The following is a 17,739-nucleotide window of genomic DNA, read 5'->3' on the forward strand; positions in this document are numbered from 1 at the left end:
CCAGTCATGGTCATTAGTAGTCATTCGTAGTCAGAGGCGGTGCGCGGCCCCGGTTGGGGTGGCGCCCCGCGTGTCCAGGAGGAGTTGGGCCTTCACGGAGAGCCCTTGGAGGTCGTACGTGCGGTGCTGCTGGAGCAGGATCGTGAGGTCGGCGCCGGCGGCGGCCTCGTAGAGGGAGTCGGCGCGCGGGACGGGGCGGCCGAGGACGCTCCAGGCTGGGACGTGCGGGTCGTGGTAGCTGACGGACGCGCCGAGTTCCATCAGGCGCAGCGCGATCTCGTGGGCGGGCGTGCCCTGTTGGTCGGCGAGGTCCGCCTTGTAGGTGACGCCGAGGAGGAGTACGCGCGCGGCGCGGGCCGATTTGCCGTGTTCGTTGAGGAGCGCGGCGGCGCGCTGGATGACGTACTGCGGCATGTGGTTATTGACCTGCTGGGCCAGTTCGACCATCCGGAGCGATCGGGTGGAGTGGCCGGTCAGGTCCTGGGGGATGCCGTGGCCGCCGACTCCGGGGCCCGGCCGGAACGCCTGGAAACCGAACGGCTTGGTCTCGGCGCAGCGGATGACGTCCCACAGGTCGACGCCCAGATTGTTGCAGAGCACGGCCATCTCGTTGACCAGGGCGATGTTGACGTGCCGGTAGTTGGTCTCCAGGAGCTGCACGGTTTCCGCCTCGCGTGGTCCACGCGCGCGTACGACCTTGTCGGTGAGGCGCCCGTAGAAGGCGGCGGCCGACTCGGTGCAGGCGGGGGTGAGGCCGCCGATGACCTTGGGGGTGTTGGCGGGGGTGAAGTCGCGGTTGCCGGGGTCGACTCGGCTGGGCGAGTACGCCAGGTGGAAGTCGCGCCCCGCACGGAGCCCGGAACCCTCCTCGAGGAGCGGCCGCAGGAAGTCCTCCGTGGTGCCGGGGTACACCGGCGACTCCAGGATCACCGTGGTGTGCGGGCGCAGTTTGGCGGCGAGAGTGCGGGCGGCCGCGGCCACCTGACCCAGGTCGGGCGCGCCGTCCGGGCCGGGTGGGGTCGGGGCGCAGATGACGGCGGTGCGGACCCGGCCGAGCTCGGCCGGGTTGGTCGTGGGCCGGAAGCCCCCCGAGAGCATCCGGCGCATGTCGGCGGGGGTGAGCGAGCCGCCTTCCGGCCCTGTTTTGTAGCCGAGCGTGGAGATGCCGGCGGCGACGGCGGCCTGGGCCAGGGGCAGGCCGAGATGACCGAGTCCGATGACGGCGAGATCTGCGGGCATGGCGTGGGCCGTCCTTCCCAGTAACCGAAACGGGACAGGTGCGCAAGCCCTGTGGACAGGATGGACGAGCGCAATGTCACACTAGGAGTAAATATGACCGATTTGTGGGATTGGCTGTGCGAGTTTCCGGGAGTGTTGTCCACAGGCTGAGGGTGCGTGGTGGCCGAAGGCGGGCAACGCGGTCAGACTTTGGGCAGGGGGCATGTGAGCCGGGCGTCGCCGGACAGGTGAGGCCAGCGCGACTGACAGCGGGAGGCAGCGGTGAGGACAGCGACACTGGGGCCGGCGGAGCGCGCCGAGTCCCTGGCGGGAATGGCCGAGCGTGAGCTGGACGTGCTGGTCGTGGGCGCGGGTGTGGTCGGCGCGGGTACCGCGCTCGATGCCGCGACGCGTGGCCTGTCCACGGGCCTGGTCGAGGCGCGTGACTGGGCATCGGGCACGTCGAGCAGGTCCAGCAAGCTGATCCACGGAGGCCTGCGCTATCTGGAGATGCTCGACTTCGCACTCGTACGCGAGGCCCTGAAGGAGCGCGGACTCCTTCTCCAACGGCTCGCACCGCACCTCGTGAAACCCGTGGCCTTCCTCTATCCGCTCCAGTACAAGGGCTGGGAGCGGATATACGCGGGAATGGGTGTCGCGTTGTACGACGCCATGTCGATGGCGAGCGGACATGGGCGCGGCCTGCTCACGCACCGTCACCTGACCCGCAGCCATGCCCTGCGCGTGGCCCCCGCCTTGAAGAAGGACGCCCTGGTCGGAGCGCTGCAGTACTACGACGCACAGATGGACGACGCCCGCTATGTGGCGACCTTGGTGCGCACGGCGGCGGCGTACGGCGCGAAGGTCGCCAACCGCGCCCGGGTGACCGGCTTCCTGCGTGAGGGCGAACGCGTGGTCGGCGCCAGGGTGCAGGACGTCGAGGGCGGCGGGGAGTACGAGATCCGCGCCAGGCAGGTCGTCAACGCGACGGGGGTGTGGACCGACGACACCCAGGCGATGGTGGGGGAGAGGGGCCAGTTCCACGTACGGGCCTCGAAGGGCATCCACCTGGTCGTACCGAAGGACCGGATCCATTCCACCACGGGGCTGATTCTGCGCACCGAGAAGTCCGTCCTCTTCGTGATCCCTTGGGGGCGGCACTGGATCATCGGCACCACGGACACCGACTGGGACCTCGACAAGGCCCACCCGGCGGCGTCCAGCGCGGACATCGACTATCTGCTGGAGCATGTGAACTCGGTGCTCGCGGTGCCCCTGACGCGCGACGACGTACAGGGCGTGTACGCGGGGCTGCGGCCGCTGCTCGCCGGTGAGTCGGACGCCACCAGCAAGCTGTCGCGCGAGCACACCGTGGCCCATCCGGTGCCGGGGCTCGTGGTGGTGGCGGGCGGCAAGTACACGACGTACCGGGTGATGGCCAAGGACGCGGTGGACGAGGCGGTGCACGGCCTCGACCAGCGGGTCGCCGACTGCGTCACCGAGGACATCCCGCTCCTCGGCGCCGAGGGCTACCGGGCACTGTGGAACGCGCGAGCGCGGATCGCGCAGCGCACCGGGCTCCATGTGGTGCGCGTGGAGCATCTGTTGAACCGCTACGGGTCGCTCGCCGATGAGGTCCTCGACCTCATCGCGGCCGACCCCTCCCTGGGCGAGCCGCTGCCGGCCGCCGAGGACTACCTCAAGGCCGAGGTCGTCTACGCCGCCTCGCACGAGGGCGCCCGGCACCTGGACGACGTCCTGACCAGGCGGACGCGCATCTCGATAGAGACCTTCGACCGCGGCACGCGCAGCGCCCGTGAGGCGGCTGAGTTGATGGCGCCGGTCCTCGGCTGGGACAAGGACCAGATCGAGCGCGAGGTGGAGCACTACGAGAAGCGGGTCGAGGCCGAGCGGGAGTCCCAGCGTCAGCCGGACGACCTGACGGCGGATGCGGCGCGGCTGGGGGCGCCGGACATCGTGCCGCTCTGACCGGTTCCGGGTCGGGCAATGTCACTCGAACGAGTGTGGTGAGCTGGGATCTTTGCTCGAAACTCGGCCGTTCTACCGGGTGCGGGGGCAGAACTCGGCGGCGAGCAGGGCGGGTTCGAGGTCAGGGTCTGCGATCCCGTCCGTGTTCACCCGGAAGGTGAGGACATGACGGCCGTCGACAGTGGCTGCGGTGCGCACGTAGCTGCCGGAGATGCGTCCGTTGTGCCCCCACACCGTGGTGCCGCACGGCAGCTTCACCGGGTAGAGCCCCATGCCGTACGTGCCTTGTGAGGTGCGGGTGTCGAGCATCTCGCGCAGCCGGCGCGCGGGCAGCAGATCGCCGCTCAGCAGGGCGGAGTAGAAGCGGTTCAGGTCGGCGAGCGTGCTGACGAGCTCGCCTGCCGCGCCGGCCACGCGCGGGTCGAGGTCGGTGACGTCGGAGCCGTCGGCGGCGTAGGCGCGGCCGTGCGGGGACGGAAGGGAGACGCGGGCTCCGGGGAAGGAGGTGCCTGTCAGACGGAGAGGAGTGATGATGCGACGCTCGGCCTCGGTGGCATATGAGTGGCCGGTGACCTGTTCGACGACCATGCCGAGCACGACGTAGTTGGTGTTCGAGTAGGCGAAGCGGCCGCGGGCCGCCGGGGGGTGGGTGAGTGCGATGCGTACGGCCCGGAGCGGCGTGACGGGGACGGTGCCTTTGGTGTCCGCGGTGAAGTCGTACAGACCGCTGGTGTGGGTGAGCAGGGAACGCAGGGTCAGACGTCGGCCGTCGTTGCCCGCGCCGCGCACCAGCCCCGGAAGATGAGCGTCCACCGAGTCGGACAGGGACAGCCGGTGCTCGGCGGCCAGCTGCAGCACCACGGTTGCGATGAACGTCTTCGTGATGCTGCCCGCGCGGAAGTGGTCGCCGCGGGCGATGCCGGCAGCGGAGATGTCGTCACCGACGCTTGCGAAGCGTGAGCCGGAATCGTCGAGGGCCAGTAGCGCCGCGGCCGGAGCCTTGCCGCGGGTGACGAGGAGGGAGAGGCGGGAGCGGAGGTAGAGGGGGGCGTCCATTGCGGGGGTGACGGGGGTGCGGGAGCCCGTCGGGGCCGTGGACATGAGGGAGCGGGAAAGGGGGTGGGAAGCGGTTGGGGGCAGTCCGAGCAAGCCGGTCGGGGCCAGGCCGAGGAGCGTCAGGGACACAAGTATGACCAAGAGTGTCCGACGTGTCCGGCGCGGCGGCATCGGCGGTCCTTCCTTCTCGCGCCCCATCATGAGGGACGGTACGGCTTCACCAGCGGGCGGGGACCCTCCTGAGGGGCCCCTGGGCGTCGAGCGCTTGTCGGGTGAGGGACAATGGAGGCTCTGTCAGGGCGGGTTGCATGAGGGGACGCATGTCGGAGGCGGAGCGGGCGGGAGCATCCCGTCAGGACAAGAGCAGTCGTCTCCTCGCCGGGCGGTACCGGCTGGGAGATGTTCTCGGCCGCGGTGGCATGGGCACGGTGTGGCGGGCCGAGGACGAAACCCTTGGTCGCACGGTCGCGGTCAAGGAGCTGAGGTTCCCGTCGAGCATCGACGAGGACGAGAAGCGGCGGCTGATCACGCGCACGCTGCGTGAGGCCAAGGCGATCGCGCGGATTCGCAACAACGGCGCGGTGACGGTCTTCGACGTGGTCGACGAGGACAACCGGCCGTGGATCGTGATGGAACTCGTCGAGGGCAAATCGCTCGCCGAGGTCATCCGCGAGGACGGCCTGCTCACGCCGAAGCGCGCCGCCGAGGTGGGGCTCGTGATACTCGACGTGCTGCGTTCGGCGCACCGCGAGGGCATCCTGCACCGCGATGTGAAGCCGTCGAACGTGCTGATCGCGGACGACGGCCGGGTCGTGCTGACCGACTTCGGCATCGCGCAGGTCGAGGGCGACCCGTCCATCACCTCCACCGGCATGCTCGTCGGCGCGCCCTCCTACATCTCGCCGGAGCGGGCGCGCGGTCACAAGCCCGGGCCCGCGGCCGACCTGTGGTCGCTGGGCGGTCTGCTGTACGCGTCGGTCGAGGGAGTGCCGCCGTACGACAAGGGGTCAGCGATCGCGACCCTCACCGCGGTGATGACCGAGCCGGTGGAGCAGCCGAAGAACGCGGGTCCGTTGGAGACCGTGATCTACGGACTGCTTGCCAAGGACCCCCAGCAGCGGCTCGACAATGAGCGGGCGCGGGTGATGCTCAACGAGGTGGTCTACGCGCCCGAGCCCAAGGAGACCGTGCCGGAGCCGGCGGACGCGACGAAGGTCGTGGCCTTGCCGCCGGTGCCGGACGAGGGTTCTGGCCGGGGGAGTTCGGGCGGCTCGGGTGGCTCCGGGGCCAAGCGGGGCGAGGAGGCCGGGGAGCGGCTGCGCGGGGCGATGCGTTCCGTGCGGAAGGCTGCCTCGGCGGCCGGCGCGGCCACTGCGGCGGCCACCGCGGCGGCGACGGCACGTGCGAAGTCCGGCGGTACGGCGGCCTCCGGGTCGGCCGGAGGGTCGGTCGGCGGGGCGGTCGGAAGTGAGGATGCGGCTTCGGCTGCTCCGGCGGTTCCAGCGACTCCGACGGCTCCGGTGGGCGCGGATGCGTCGGCGCCGGGGGGCGGGAAGGCCGGACCCGCGGTATCGGGGAAGGCCGGGGCGTCCGCCTCGGAGAAGGCCGGCGGCGCTGCGTCGGCGGGTCGGAACTTGGGTTCGGCGAGTGCGACGAGCGCGACGAGTGTGGGAAGTGCCGGCGGTTCGGCGGGGCGGGCCTCGGGGTGGCCCGTGGCGCCCGAGAGGCCGCCGCGGCCCGTGCCGAAGGCGCCGCTCACGGATGTCGTACCGCGCCGGACACTGGTGATCATCGCGGTGGTCGTGGTGCTCGCCGTGATCGGGACCGTGCTGGCCCTCACCCTCGGTGGCGGTGACGACAGCGGATCGAAGGACGGCAAGAGAGGCGACACCAAGGCGGCCACGTCCAGCGGAGTGACCGCCGGAAGCGGTGGCGAGGACGCGACCACCGGCGCTGACAAGGACAGTGGCGACACGAAGGACGACGACACCGGCTCCGGCGCTGACGGGACTTCGGGCAGCACGCCGAGCGCGAGTGAGTCGAGCGAGAAGAGCGACGAGAGCGAGGAGAGCGGCACGAGCAGCGACGGCAAGGAGTCGTCGGGCTCGTCGGACTCCACCGCCGTGTCGACGTACAAGGGCAGTCAGGGGTTCTCGATCGGGCTGCCCAAGGGGTGGAAGTACGTGTCCGAGGACCCCGCGGGAGTCCGGTTCACCGGGCCCGACGGGCAGAGGCTTCTCGTCGGCTGGACGACGACACCCAAGTCCGACCCGGTGGCGGACTGGAAGAACCAGGAGCAGTACATGACGCGCTCGCAGTACAAGCGGGTGCGAATAGAGCAGGTGGACTACCGCGGCTGGAACACGGCCGACTGGGAGTTCACCTACCAGGAGAGCGGCACGAAGTACCGGTCGATCGACCGCGGGTTCGTCGTCAACTCTTCTCTCGGATACGGGTTGATGTACTCGGCGAAGGCGTCCAAATGGGACAGCGATCTACGCAAGGACACGTGGCAGACGCTGACGACGACGTTCCAGCCGAAGTCCTGAGGCGCGGAGTCTCGAGGGGCGGAGCTTCGAGGCGCGGAGTCTTGAGGAACGGAGACTCGAGGTACGGAGTCCTGCGGTGCGGACCCGGGCGCATGTCGTGAAGTTCGGGACGGTTCGCCCGGGGTGTCTGTTGTAGGGGTCGGTCACGGGGCGGTGACATCTCGCATCCCCGCTTTGCGGGTTGCCTCGGGCACGTATCGTGAGTGGTTGCGGACCGTACGAAGCTTGTAACGGGATGCATGGCGAACGGAATTGACCAACCGTCGGCCGGGGGAGGCATCGTGGACGACTACGCGGGACGAGTACTCGCCGACCGCTACCGTCTGCCGTTGCCGCCGTCGGACGAGTACGAATTCGCCGAGACGCGGGCCTTCGACACCTACAGCGGACAGGAAGTCCTCGTTCGGCAGGTGCCGTTGCCCGAGGTCGTCGAGGCAGAGGTGCTCGACGCGGACGGGCTGCCCGAGGGGTTCGTGGCGCGGGACGGCGGGGTGCGGCGCGCCTCCGCGCGGACCACACGTCGGCCCACCGAACCCGCCGTGCGACGGGCGATCGAGGCTGCCCAGGCCGCCGCGCAGATCCCCGACCATCCCCGGCTCGACCAGGTCTTCGACGTGTTCGCCGAGGGCGGGTCGCTGTGGATAGTGAGCGAGTTCGTGCCCGCGAGGCCGCTGGCCGCGCTGCTCGCCGAGAAGCCGTTGAGCCCCTATCGGGCGGCCGAGGTCGCCGCCGACGTCCTCACCGCGCTGCGGGTGCTGCACGCCCACGGGTGGGTGCATCGGAACATCACCGTGCGTACGGTGCTCGTCTGCGACGACGGCCGCGTGATGCTGACCGGTCTGGCGGCCGGGGCCGCGGAGGAGGCGCTGTGCGGGTACGACCCGGTACCGGTGCCGGACTTCGAGGGTGCAGAGGGTCCGGGGGGCTCAGGGAGCTCGGGGGGCTCCGGACGCGCTGCGGGTTCCGGGGGTTCTCGCGGTTTTGGCGGTGAGGGGGGCGGGGGCGCCGGGCAGGTGCGGAACACCGGTTCGCTCGACGCGGGAGCGGGTCCCGGCCGAGGTGTCGGGGCCGGTGCTCCAGGCGGTGGCGCGCCCGGTGTGCGGGCCGGAGCTTCGTTCGGAGTGGTGGCCGCCAGTGCGCACGGGGCCGACGCGGAAGCCGCTCGGCGGGCCGCGATCGAGGCCCGTGCCGAGAACGGGGCTCCCGTTGCCGAGCCGCCCGCCGGGGGTGGAACGGATGTGGGGCGCCGGGCTCCCGAAGCCGGGGACGACGTCCGGGCCGCGCGGGCCGGGGCCATCGCCGCGTACCGTGCCGGAGCGCGTGCCGCCGCCCGCGTACAGGAACAGCAACGAGGCGGGCCGGCCGCACTGCCCGCGCCCCGGTCCGTCCAGCAGGTGGGTTCCTCCGCACCGTCCGCTCAGGGCTCCGGGCCGGGCACGGAGCATCAGCCGGAGGGTCCGCCTCCCGGCCAGATCGCCGACCCGTACGGAGTCGGGCAGACGAGTGCCTGGCATGGCGCCCAGCCCCGTTCTGGTAGCGGCAGTGCCGGTGGCAGTGGCAGTGGTGGCGGCAACGGTCAAGGGCTTCCCGTTCTCCCCGGTCCTGTCACCGGGCTCAGCCCCATCCCCGGCCCCGTGGTCGGAAACGGCACGCCCGCTCCCACCCCTGGGCAGAGGCAGTCATCCGCTTCCGCCCTCGCTCCCGCGACTCCCAACGGCCGTTGGGACGAGCTCGTCGCCGGTGCGCCCCCGCGTCGCGGCCCCGCCACCGCGCTCGCCGCGGAGCGTGCCCGGCAGGCCCGGATGGCGGTCGTCGGGCCGGTGACCGAGCGGTGGGCGCCCGAGCAGGCCGGTCCGGTGCATGAGAACTGGCAGTTGGCGGCGCCGATCGGGCCCGCGACCGACCTGTGGGCGCTGGGGGCGCTGCTCTTCCGCGCGGTCCAGGGCCATGCGCCTTACCCGGAGGAGAACACCGCCGAGCTGGTGCAGCTGGTGTGCGCGGAGCCGCCCGCGTTCGCGGAGGAGTGCGGGCCGCTGCGGCCCGTAGTGGAGTCGCTGCTGCGTCAGGACCCCACCGAGCGGCTCGACTTCGAGGAGCTGCGCGGCTGGCTGCGCTCGCTCGTGCGCTCCGCTCCCGAACCCGAGGCGGGCGCGCACGTCATCGCGGCGCCCCCCGTCGACCCCAGTCGGCTGCCGATCGTACGGCGACGTGGTGAGCTCGTTCGCAGGCGCCGCGCCCGGCGGCTGCCCGCGGCCGGCCCGCACGCCCGCCACAAGCGCGCCAGGCACGACAAGCAGGCCAAACCGATCAGACCGACCAGGCCGACCGCCTCGGCCGGGCCGGCCAAGCCCCGACGGCTCGGGCGGAATCTCGTCCTGTTGGTCCTGCTCGGGTTGGTCGCTGCGGTCGCGTACGCGATGGTCTTCATGCCGAAGGCCGAGCCGGACAGCGACGCCGACGGCCAACGGACCGGCTCCGCCGGGGAGGTGAGCCCCGCACCGGGGAGCTCCTCCGGCACGGGCACCGACGGAAAGGCGAGCAGCGAACCGCGACCCGACCAGACCTCCCCCGGCTCCGACGGGAACGACAGCCCTTCGGGAGACCCGAGTTCGACGACCTCGCAGTCCAACGACTCCGAGGGCGCCCAGGGCTTCACCCTCCGCGAGGACACCGAGGGCTTCCGGGTCGCCGTGGCCAACGGCTGGGACCGCACACCCAAGAACGGGCAGGGGCAGGTCGTCTACTCCGACGGCAACTTCGAGCTCATCGTCGTACCCGGACGGGACAGCACCGCGACGTACGGCAGTGATCCGCTGGCGTACCAGCGGGAGCGGGAGAGCGAGTTGCAGCCGTTCCGCGACTCGACGTGGGCCACGTCCAGCGGGATGCGGCGGATCGACGTGGGCGGACGGACCATGGCCGAGGGGCAGTTCACCTGGCAGAACTCCGCGGGGCAGGAGCTGTTCGTCCGCAATCTCGCGATCATCCTGGACGGGCGCTACCACGTGGTGCAGGTGCGCGGCCCGGAGGCCGAACGGGACGAGGTGACACGGCTGTACGAGCAGGCGTCGGAGACCTATCAGGCCACCGGCTGAGCCGACTCCGAGTGACGTTCAGGGCCCACGAGTCCCTGAACGCCCAATGGTTCCCTCCCGTGCCCGGAAGGGAGAACCGTCACAGTGCGGTCTCCGTACGCCTCCGTAGGTTCCCTGCGCGGGTGACCCCTCTCTAGTCTGACCCTCGTCAAGACCATTGCGGGGAAACGTGAATCAGATGCAGGGCCTGCTCCTCGCGGGCCGCTACCGGCTTGTCGAATCCATCGGCAGCGGTGGCATGGGCCGGGTGTGGCGCGCGCACGATCAGGTGCTGCACCGTGCGGTCGCCATCAAGGAGCTGACTGCCGCGTTGTACGTCGCGGAGAGCGACCGGCCCGTGCTGCTGGCCCGTACTCATGCCGAGGCGCGGGCCGCCGCCCGGATCAACCACTCGGCCGTCGTGACCGTGCACGACGTCCTCGAGCACGACAACCGGCCGTGGATCGTCATGGAGCTGGTCGAGGGCAACTCGCTGGCCGACGAGGTCAAGGAGCAGGGGCGCGTCGAACCGGCCGAGGCGGCGCGGATCGGTCTGTGGGTGCTGCGGGCGCTGCGCGCCGCGCACGCCGCCGGCGTCCTGCACCGTGACGTCAAGCCCGGCAACGTCCTGCTCGGCGGTGACGACCGTGTCCTGCTCACCGACTTCGGCATCGCCCAGATAGAGGGCGACACCACGATCACCCGCACCGGAGAGGTCGTCGGCTCGGTCGACTACCTCGCCCCCGAGCGGGTACGCGGCCACGACCCGGGCCCGGCCTCCGACCTGTGGGCGCTCGGCGCGACGCTGTACACGGCGGTCGAGGGCAGGTCGCCGTTCCGCCGCACCTCGCCCATCGGCACCATGCAGGCCGTCGTCGAGGAGGAACCCGCCGAACCGGTCAACGCGGGTGCGCTGGGGCCCGTCCTCGCCGCGCTGCTGCGCAAGGATCCGGCCGAGCGGCCCAGCGCGGCGCAGGCCGAGCAGATGCTTGCCGAGGCGGCGGCGGGACGACTGTGGAGTGCGGCGCAGTCGTATGCGCCGACGGGGCAGGCAGGGTACGACACCACGGAGACGGGGACCGGCACCGGTACCCGCGCGCAGACGGCCGTCGCCACGCCGTATCCGCCGGTGACGATCGGGCCCGTGCCCGCGCGGCCGAAGCGGCACCGCCTGCGTACGTTCGCCCTGGTCGTCGCCCTCGCGGCGATCGTCGGCGGGGGTGTCGCGGTCGCGCTGCAGCAGTTCGGCACGGGGAGCCCCGGCGACTCCGCCTCTGTATCGTCGACTCCGAGTGCCAGTGCCAGTGCCAGTGCCAGTGCCACGCCGAGCGACGAGGGCGGTCAGGGGGCGGTTCCCGCCGGTTGGGAGCGGCGCAACGACCCGGTGGGCTTCAGCATCTCCCTGCCCAAGGGGTGGAAGCGGTCCGTCTCCATCGACCAGGACGGCCTCCGGCAGGTCGACTACTCGCCCGACAAGGGCAAGCACCTCGTGCGGGTTGCCGTCGACACCGCGCCGGACTTCCGCACCTCGTACGAGCACATGAGCAACCTGGACCAGCGGATCTCACGGCGGCTGCAGGACTACCAACAGCTGAGCCTCAAGGAGGAGCTTTTCCGCGACCTGCCGGGCGTTCGCTGGGAGTACACGTGGAACGCGCTGGCCAAGGACCCGCCGCACTACTTCCCGGGGCCCTACCGCGCGATCGACGTCGGGTACATGGACAGCGACGGCACCGAGTACGCCATCTACGCGGCCTCGCCGGCCGACGACTGGGCCACCACCAGAAAGCAGTTCGACTGGATCCTGCGGGGCTTCCAGGAGGGTTGATCCGAGTGGAACAGAAGGTTCCGCTGTCACTGTGGTGGCTCTCATCGCCCCGGAGCGGGTGTTGGGGAAGCGGCCGGGTCCTGCCTCCGATCTCTGGTCGCTCGGCGTGGTGCTGTACGCGGCGACGGAGGGCGTCTCGCCGTTTCGTCGCAGCAACACCCCGGTGACCCTGCAGTCCGTCCTCAACTCGACGCCCGCGGCGTCGGATTCGGTCGAGGGGCCGCTGGCCGACGTCATCAACGGGCTTCTGCAGAAGGACCTTCGTGCCGTCCGAACGCCGGGCAGGTGCGGGCGTTGCTGGAGACGGCCGCGCATCCGCCTGCTCCGGCCGCGACCCAGGCCGTGGAGTCGGGCAAGGAGCACTGGGTTACCTACACCGACCCGAGCCACTCCGTGTCGGTGGGCCTGACCCTGTACAAGATGTCCGAGGACAGCCTCGACGAGATCGCCGGACCTGCTGGTGCTGTGACCAGGAAGGTTCACCGGATTGGTAGTCGGAGCGGTTGTATATGGCGTGTCGTCCGATCCGACTGCTGGGGGTGTGGTGGCTGAGCCTGTCCGTGTGCGCAGGTTGACCGACCAGGAAGGGCAGAAGCTGCAGCAGATCGTGCGCCGGGGCAGAGCTGTGTTTCACCCCGACCTACGCGTCGTGGGCCAACCCCATCGAGGCGCACTTCGGGCCGCTGCGGCAGTTCACCGTCGCCAACTCCAACCACCGCAACCACACCGCGCGGACCCGCGCCCTGCACGCCTACCTGCGCTGGCGCAACGCCAACGCCCGACACCCCGACGTCCTCGCCGCCCAGCGCCGCGAACGCGCCCGCATCCGCAGTGAGAAGGGAATCCGCTGGGGCGGCAGGCCCGCTCTTGCCGCGTGAGGGCCTCCGGTCACAGCACTCACAAGGCGCTGTCGGAGGTCTGGGCACGGGACAGTGTGTGCCTCGGTCTGGTTCCCAGAAGTGGTGGTCGAAACTTTGCCATTGTGGCCAGGGCCCGTAGCGCGGTGATGGATCAGCGTTGCAGCCACTCGTCGAGAAGCGCGGCTTCAGCTTTGCTGAGACTGGGCAGTTCGGGCACGAGGGTGCGGAAGGCCGCAACGACGGCCGCCTGGTCCTGGGTGGGGACAGCGGGCTCATCTGTGAGGATGGCGCGAGCGATCGCGTCGAAGGCGGCGTCGGCCAGGTGCGGGTCGCTTTGCTCTGGTGGCAGGGTCAGCAGGGTGTGGACGGTTCCGATCCCCGCCGCGCGGATGAGATTGACGGCGCGTTCCTCGCTCACCCGAAGCCGCCCGGCGGCGGCGATTCTGTGCACCCGCTCGGCAAGGATCAGCACGCCCTTGGCCTGTGCCGGGGTGTCGCGTGCGCGGGCCGGGTCGAGCAACAGGCCGTAGACGTACGGGTTGGCCAGGCCGAAGCTGATCTGCGTGTTCCAGCCGGCGCGGAGGTCTTCCACAGGGTCGTCGGAGGGCGCGGTGGTCTGCTTGCTCGCCACGTGTTCGGTGAAGACGTGCTCCGCGGCGGTATCCAGCAGGTCGTCCTTGTCCTGGAAGAGGCGGTATAGGGCAGGAGGCTGCAGCCCGGCCTCGTGGGCCACGCGGCGCGTGGTGACCGCTGCCGGCCCTTGCTCACGCAGCAGGTCGGCCGCAGCTTTCACGATGCGGTCCCGGGTGATGTCTCGCCGCTGCGTGTTCGATGCCATAGGGACGATGGTATCGCTCACGGGTGACAAGCGATGTTATCGGTGATATCGCGATCCCTTCGCAGTGCGACCTGCTCAAAGTCACTGACCACCACCGGTCAACCTTCGGATGAACGCAAGGGTTGCGTCCAACGGAATTATCACTGGTACCGTAATTTCCATTCCGTTGGAAACAGCATGAGATGGGAGCCACCAGTGCTGATCGTCACGGGAGCCACCGGCCGCCTCGGGGAGCTGATCGTCAACTGCCTGCTGGAGCGGGTACCGGCCGACAGGATCGGCGTCAGTGTGCGCGATGTGAGCAAGGCCGCCGACCTCGCCGAGCGCGGCGTCCGAGTCCGGGCGGGAGACTTCACCGAACCCGGCAGTCTGAAGCACGCCTTCGAAGGTGCCGAGCGCGTCCTCGTCGTCTCCGCGGCCATTCGCGGTGGCGGCGCGTTGACCGCCAACAGCGCCGCCATCGACGCAGCGCGGGAAGCGGGCGCCCAACGCATCCTGTACACCAGCCACCAGGCTGCCTCTCCCACGTCACTCTTCCCGCCGCAGAAGGTCCACGCCGCCACCGAGGAGCACCTCAAGCAGCAAGGAGTCCCCTACACCGCCCTCCGCAACGGGTTCTATGCCTCCACCTTGGGCTCCTACATCGGTGCGGCGCTGGAGACAGGCACGCTCGCCGTGCCGCAGGACGGCCTGGTGTCCTGGACGGCCCACGAGGACCTGGCAGAAGTCGCGGCCGTCGCTCTGACGGAAGAGGGAGCGCTCGAAGGGATCACGCCGCCGCTGACAGCCGCCCACACGCTGGACTTCGCCGACGTTGCCGAAATCCTCAGCCGCATCACCGGCCGGACCATCGCCCGAGTCGTCATGGACGACAACGAGTGGACATCCACAGCAGTCGCCAGCGGGATGCCGCGGCCGGCTGCGGAGTTCGCCTTGACGATGTTCGCCGCATCACGCAATGGCGAGTTCAACGTCACCGACCCCACACTGGAAGCCACCATCGGCCACCCCGCGAAGACCGTCCACGAGGTCTTGGAGGCCGTCGTACGCTCCCGGTAAACCGACCGTCCCTTGCTCCTGGCGGGTCGACACCTCCGCGGCGCGACCCGCCAGGCACAGCGACGGCGGTCGAATTAACCCAGCCCACCGTAAAAGCCTGCGAGGGACAGACGGGCCGGGCGACGAATGACGCAAGCCCACTGCCGCGGCGCCCGCCGCATGAACCAGCGGCCCTTACGCCGCCTCTCCGGAACGGAAGCCACTACTCATCCGACCGCCACGGCCACGAACTCGGCGAACCTTCCCGGTCACAGCACCAGCTCGGTGGCCTATCAGGACGCCGACGGTATGGAGTAGACGGACGACGCTGCCTTCTCCTATATGGCGGAGACTCCTGCCCCGCAGGCCGAAACAACCAAAACTTCGTACCAGGGCAGCGAATCGGCCGAGAACGTCGTGACCTACGTGGACGACGACTTCACGAAACGCGGTCGCGTATCGGCCCACCCGAAAATCGCGTGGGCCGATACGTCAACGATTCGAGGTCGACCCCGAGCGCTTCCCGTCCACTCTTAGGTGAGCAAAGCTCGCTGGCGGCTCAGGCCCAGTCCGTGCAAGAACGGACTATCGTACTTCCTTCCATGACCGCCACCTGTGCGCCGATGGAGTCGAGATCATCGGTGGAGGGGCTCGCGTAAGTCGTGAAGGAGGTAGTCGATCCGTTTCCGTCGTATTCGTGACGCCAGGGCCAATCTGTTACCCATCCAGTGCCGCCGTCTAGGGACCTGAATCGAATGGCCACATGGTGACCGTCGGCAGCGTTGTCCTTGACCCAACCGCTGATGTCCACATAACTGGCTGTCCAGTTGGTGAACGTGAGACTCCCCGAGGCGCCGGTCACCGAGCACGCGGCTGCGCCACTCGCCGCGCTGGCATTGGTCACTGTGGTCGTAGCGAATATTGCCACCGCCGCGACGCTCGTGACGGAAAGGCGCTTCAAAGTGTTTCCCATAAGGAAAAGGTAAGGCTTTCATGATTCACATGACAGCATGATTCCAGCCACCCGTTTTGCCCAGTATGGTGCGTATCCCTTGGTGATTTGCCATGCTTTGTGTCCTGCTCAAAACAGGTTTTGGCCGAAAATGATCGCCCTCGGTCGCCCGGCCCGACCTGGTCACGCACGCCGACGAACTGGCCGAACTCACCGGCTCCCAGGAGCCGCCGCGTGCCACCGGGCCGCTGGAGTGCCGAGCCGGTTGCTCCCGCATCTTCGTAGGCAAGGCGTCCGGCAGGAACACGAGCCAGTCGGAGCTCGGCAAGGCGCTGTAGGCGTGAGCGGTGGACTCGCTGATCCCGCCCCCGGCAGCGAGCGTAGAGGCGCCGTTCCATCGCGGTGGCCTCGTCGATCCGGCCCAGTATGGTCCGCGCCAAGGCCTGAGTTCCCTGGAGTGTGCCACCGGCAGTCTTGGGGCGGCGGCATACTTGGCCGGTCGGCGTCCCGGAGCCGATCCGTCCGGTGCGGCATGATGGGGCGCATGGGGACCGAGGGGGACAACCTCCGCGTGATCGAGGGCCGGTACCGGCTGGAGGCCAGGATCGGGCGGGGCGGCATGGGCGTCGTATGGCGTGCCACCGACCAACTGCTCGGCCGCCGGGTCGCGGTGAAGGAACTCGCGGTCGACGACTCGCTCTCGGAGGACGAGGCTCGGCAGCAACGCGATCGCACCCTGCGCGAGGCCCGCGCCGTCGCGCAGCTGCACCACCCGCACATCATCGTCGTGCACGACGTGGTCGTGGACGACGAACGCCCGTACATCGTCATGGAGTTGATCGACGGCGGCTCGCTCGCCGAGCGGATCTCCAGCAACGGCCCTGTCGACGCGCGCGAGGCCGCCCGCATCGGCATCGACCTGCTGGGCGCGCTGCGCCGCGCGCACGACGCGGGTGTTCTGCACCGGGACCTCAAGCCCGCGAACGTCCTGATGGAGGCGGACACCGACCGCGTCGTCCTCACCGACTTCGGCATCGCCCAGGTCGCGGGCGCGACGACGCTCACCGAGAGCGGATCCTTCGTCGGCTCGCCCGAATACACCGCGCCCGAGCGGATGTCCGGGGCGAGGACCGGCCCCGAGTCCGACCTGTGGTCGCTCGGCGCACTGCTGTGCACGGCGCTGAGCGGCGAATCACCGTTCCGCCGCGACTCGTTGGGCGGCATCCTGCACGCCGTCGTCATGGACGAGATCCGCCCGCCCGCGCAGGCCACGCCGCTGCTTCCGGTCGTACGGGGGCTGCTGGAGCGCGATCCGGACCGGCGGCTCGACGCGGTGGAGGCGGAGCGGCTGCTGCGGGCGTTCCTGGAGACGGGCCGTACGCCGCGGCCCACGTCCCCCGGGTACACGCCCACGCAGCGGGACGTACCGAAACGGAAGCCCGCCGCTCATCCGGCTGCGCCGGTCACTGCGCCCGACTCTCCTGCCACCGCCGCGGTGTTCGACCGCGCGCAGAAGTACCCCGCGCGGCGCATGCTCGTCGTGGCCGCGCTGGTCGCCGTCATGGCCGGGGCGGGTGTGTCCACGGCGCTGCTGATGAACGACGGCGGTGACGGCGGGGGCGGTACGCCGGCCCCGCCCGCCGGTTCGACGCAGCGGACGACCGTGAGCGCGTCGCAGGCCCCGGGCACTCCGGCGTCGTCCGAGTCATCCGCGGCGTCGCCGAGCCCCGTGCCCACGGTCACCGTCACCCGGCAGCAGACCCCGACCGCCACCTCCCGCGAGGTGCCCTCGGGTTACCGGACGGTCGATGACCCGGACGGGTTCTCGCTCGCCGTGCCCGACGGTTTCACGCGTGACCCGCAGGGCGAGCGGATCTTCTACATGTCGCCGGGGCAGACCTTCCGTATCGGCATCAAGATGTCCGACCCCGAGCCGGGCGGCCCGCTCGCGCTGATGCGGCGCGCGCACGCCGAGGGGCCCTCCACGAACCCGGGCTACCGCGACGGCACCGTCACCTCGACCACCCATGACGGACAGCCCGCCGCGTTCTGGGAGTTCACCTGGGACGGCTTCACCACGGCGGAGGGCGCCCGGCACACGTACGACCTCTGCTGGGAGGAGAACGGCCGGATGTACGACGTGTGGGTCTCGGCGCCGGTCGGCAGGGTGGCGGAGGCGAAGGAGTACTTCGACGTGGCGGTGGACACGTTCGCACGGTCGTGAACGGGACATAAACACGGACGCGAACGGGACATAAACACGGACGCGAACGGGACATAAAAGGGAGATAAAGGGGTGCCCGCGTCACGGGTCTGTGACTCCTGACGGACAGGTCT

9 protein-coding genes and 2 pseudogenes are annotated in these 17,739 nt (G+C 70.1%); 8 read left to right on the forward strand and 3 right to left on the reverse strand.

Annotated features, from left to right (window positions below; all coding sequences use genetic code 11):
• Positions 1 to 30 precede the first annotated feature (30 nt).
• On the reverse strand, positions 31 to 1,239 hold the full coding sequence (locus AB0D57_RS01205) for a nucleotide sugar dehydrogenase (RefSeq protein ID WP_362065621.1): 1,209 nt from the start codon (positions 1,237 to 1,239) through the stop codon (positions 31 to 33).
• A gap of 261 nt (positions 1,240 to 1,500) precedes the next feature.
• On the opposite strand from AB0D57_RS01205, the gene AB0D57_RS01210 reads away from it, so the two are divergent.
• Positions 1,501 to 3,207: a glycerol-3-phosphate dehydrogenase/oxidase gene (locus AB0D57_RS01210; RefSeq protein ID WP_362065624.1), complete on the forward strand. Its 1,707-nt coding sequence runs from the start codon at positions 1,501 to 1,503 to the stop codon at positions 3,205 to 3,207.
• A 72-nt stretch (positions 3,208 to 3,279) separates the two neighbouring features.
• Here AB0D57_RS01210 and AB0D57_RS01215 read toward each other — a convergent pair whose 3' ends face one another.
• Positions 3,280 to 4,263, reverse strand: coding sequence for a serine hydrolase domain-containing protein (locus tag AB0D57_RS01215; RefSeq protein WP_362065687.1), 984 nt, complete (start codon positions 4,261 to 4,263; stop codon positions 3,280 to 3,282).
• 320 nt (positions 4,264 to 4,583) lie between these two features.
• On the opposite strand from AB0D57_RS01215, the gene AB0D57_RS01220 reads away from it, so the two are divergent.
• The 5 genes and pseudogenes from AB0D57_RS01220 to AB0D57_RS01240 form a co-directional block, all read left to right on the forward strand.
• Positions 4,584 to 6,812: a serine/threonine-protein kinase gene (locus AB0D57_RS01220; protein WP_362065627.1), complete on the forward strand. Its 2,229-nt coding sequence runs from the start codon at positions 4,584 to 4,586 to the stop codon at positions 6,810 to 6,812.
• A gap of 239 nt (positions 6,813 to 7,051) precedes the next feature.
• Complete coding sequence (locus AB0D57_RS01225) at positions 7,052 to 9,907, forward strand: protein kinase (RefSeq protein ID WP_362065629.1); 2,856 nt, start codon at positions 7,052 to 7,054, stop codon at positions 9,905 to 9,907.
• Positions 9,908 to 10,085: 178 nt separating this feature from the next.
• Positions 10,086 to 11,714, forward strand: coding sequence for a serine/threonine-protein kinase (locus tag AB0D57_RS01230; protein WP_362065689.1), 1,629 nt, complete (start codon positions 10,086 to 10,088; stop codon positions 11,712 to 11,714).
• Positions 11,715 to 11,745: 31 nt separating this feature from the next.
• Positions 11,746 to 12,053, forward strand: a pseudogene (locus AB0D57_RS01235) (serine/threonine protein kinase); the annotation flags it as partial.
• 281 nt (positions 12,054 to 12,334) lie between these two features.
• Positions 12,335 to 12,592, forward strand: a pseudogene (locus tag AB0D57_RS01240) (IS630 family transposase); the annotation flags it as partial.
• Positions 12,593 to 12,725: 133 nt separating this feature from the next.
• Here the strand turns inward: AB0D57_RS01240 and AB0D57_RS01245 are convergent.
• A complete protein-coding gene (locus AB0D57_RS01245; RefSeq protein WP_362065631.1) occupies positions 12,726 to 13,412 on the reverse strand; it encodes a TetR/AcrR family transcriptional regulator in 687 nt (228 codons plus the stop codon).
• A 195-nt stretch (positions 13,413 to 13,607) separates the two neighbouring features.
• On the opposite strand from AB0D57_RS01245, the gene AB0D57_RS01250 reads away from it, so the two are divergent.
• Complete coding sequence (locus AB0D57_RS01250) at positions 13,608 to 14,471, forward strand: NmrA family NAD(P)-binding protein (protein WP_362065633.1); 864 nt, start codon at positions 13,608 to 13,610, stop codon at positions 14,469 to 14,471.
• A 1,475-nt stretch (positions 14,472 to 15,946) separates the two neighbouring features.
• Entirely contained in the window at positions 15,947 to 17,626 is a 1,680-nt protein-coding gene (locus AB0D57_RS01255) for a serine/threonine-protein kinase (RefSeq protein WP_362065635.1), read from the forward strand.
• Positions 17,627 to 17,739 lie beyond the last annotated feature (113 nt).

The organism is Streptomyces sp. NPDC048275, assembly GCF_040652275.1.
In the GTDB taxonomy this organism is placed as follows: Bacteria; Actinomycetota; Actinomycetes; order Streptomycetales; family Streptomycetaceae; genus Streptomyces.

Coding starts and splice junctions, on each gene's coding strand:
- AB0D57_RS01255 (WP_362065635.1), top strand. CDS start 15,947: ATGGGGACCGAGGGGGACAACCTCCGCGTGATCGAGGGCCGGTACCGG.
- AB0D57_RS01230 (WP_362065689.1), top strand. CDS start 10,086: ATGCAGGGCCTGCTCCTCGCGGGCCGCTACCGGCTTGTCGAATCCATC.
- AB0D57_RS01245 (WP_362065631.1), bottom strand. CDS start 13,412: ATGGCATCGAACACGCAGCGGCGAGACATCACCCGGGACCGCATCGTG.
- AB0D57_RS01205 (WP_362065621.1), bottom strand. CDS start 1,239: ATGCCCGCAGATCTCGCCGTCATCGGACTCGGTCATCTCGGCCTGCCC.
- AB0D57_RS01225 (WP_362065629.1), top strand. CDS start 7,052: ATGGCGAACGGAATTGACCAACCGTCGGCCGGGGGAGGCATCGTGGAC.
- AB0D57_RS01220 (WP_362065627.1), top strand. CDS start 4,584: ATGTCGGAGGCGGAGCGGGCGGGAGCATCCCGTCAGGACAAGAGCAGT.
- AB0D57_RS01215 (WP_362065687.1), bottom strand. CDS start 4,263: ATGGACGCCCCCCTCTACCTCCGCTCCCGCCTCTCCCTCCTCGTCACC.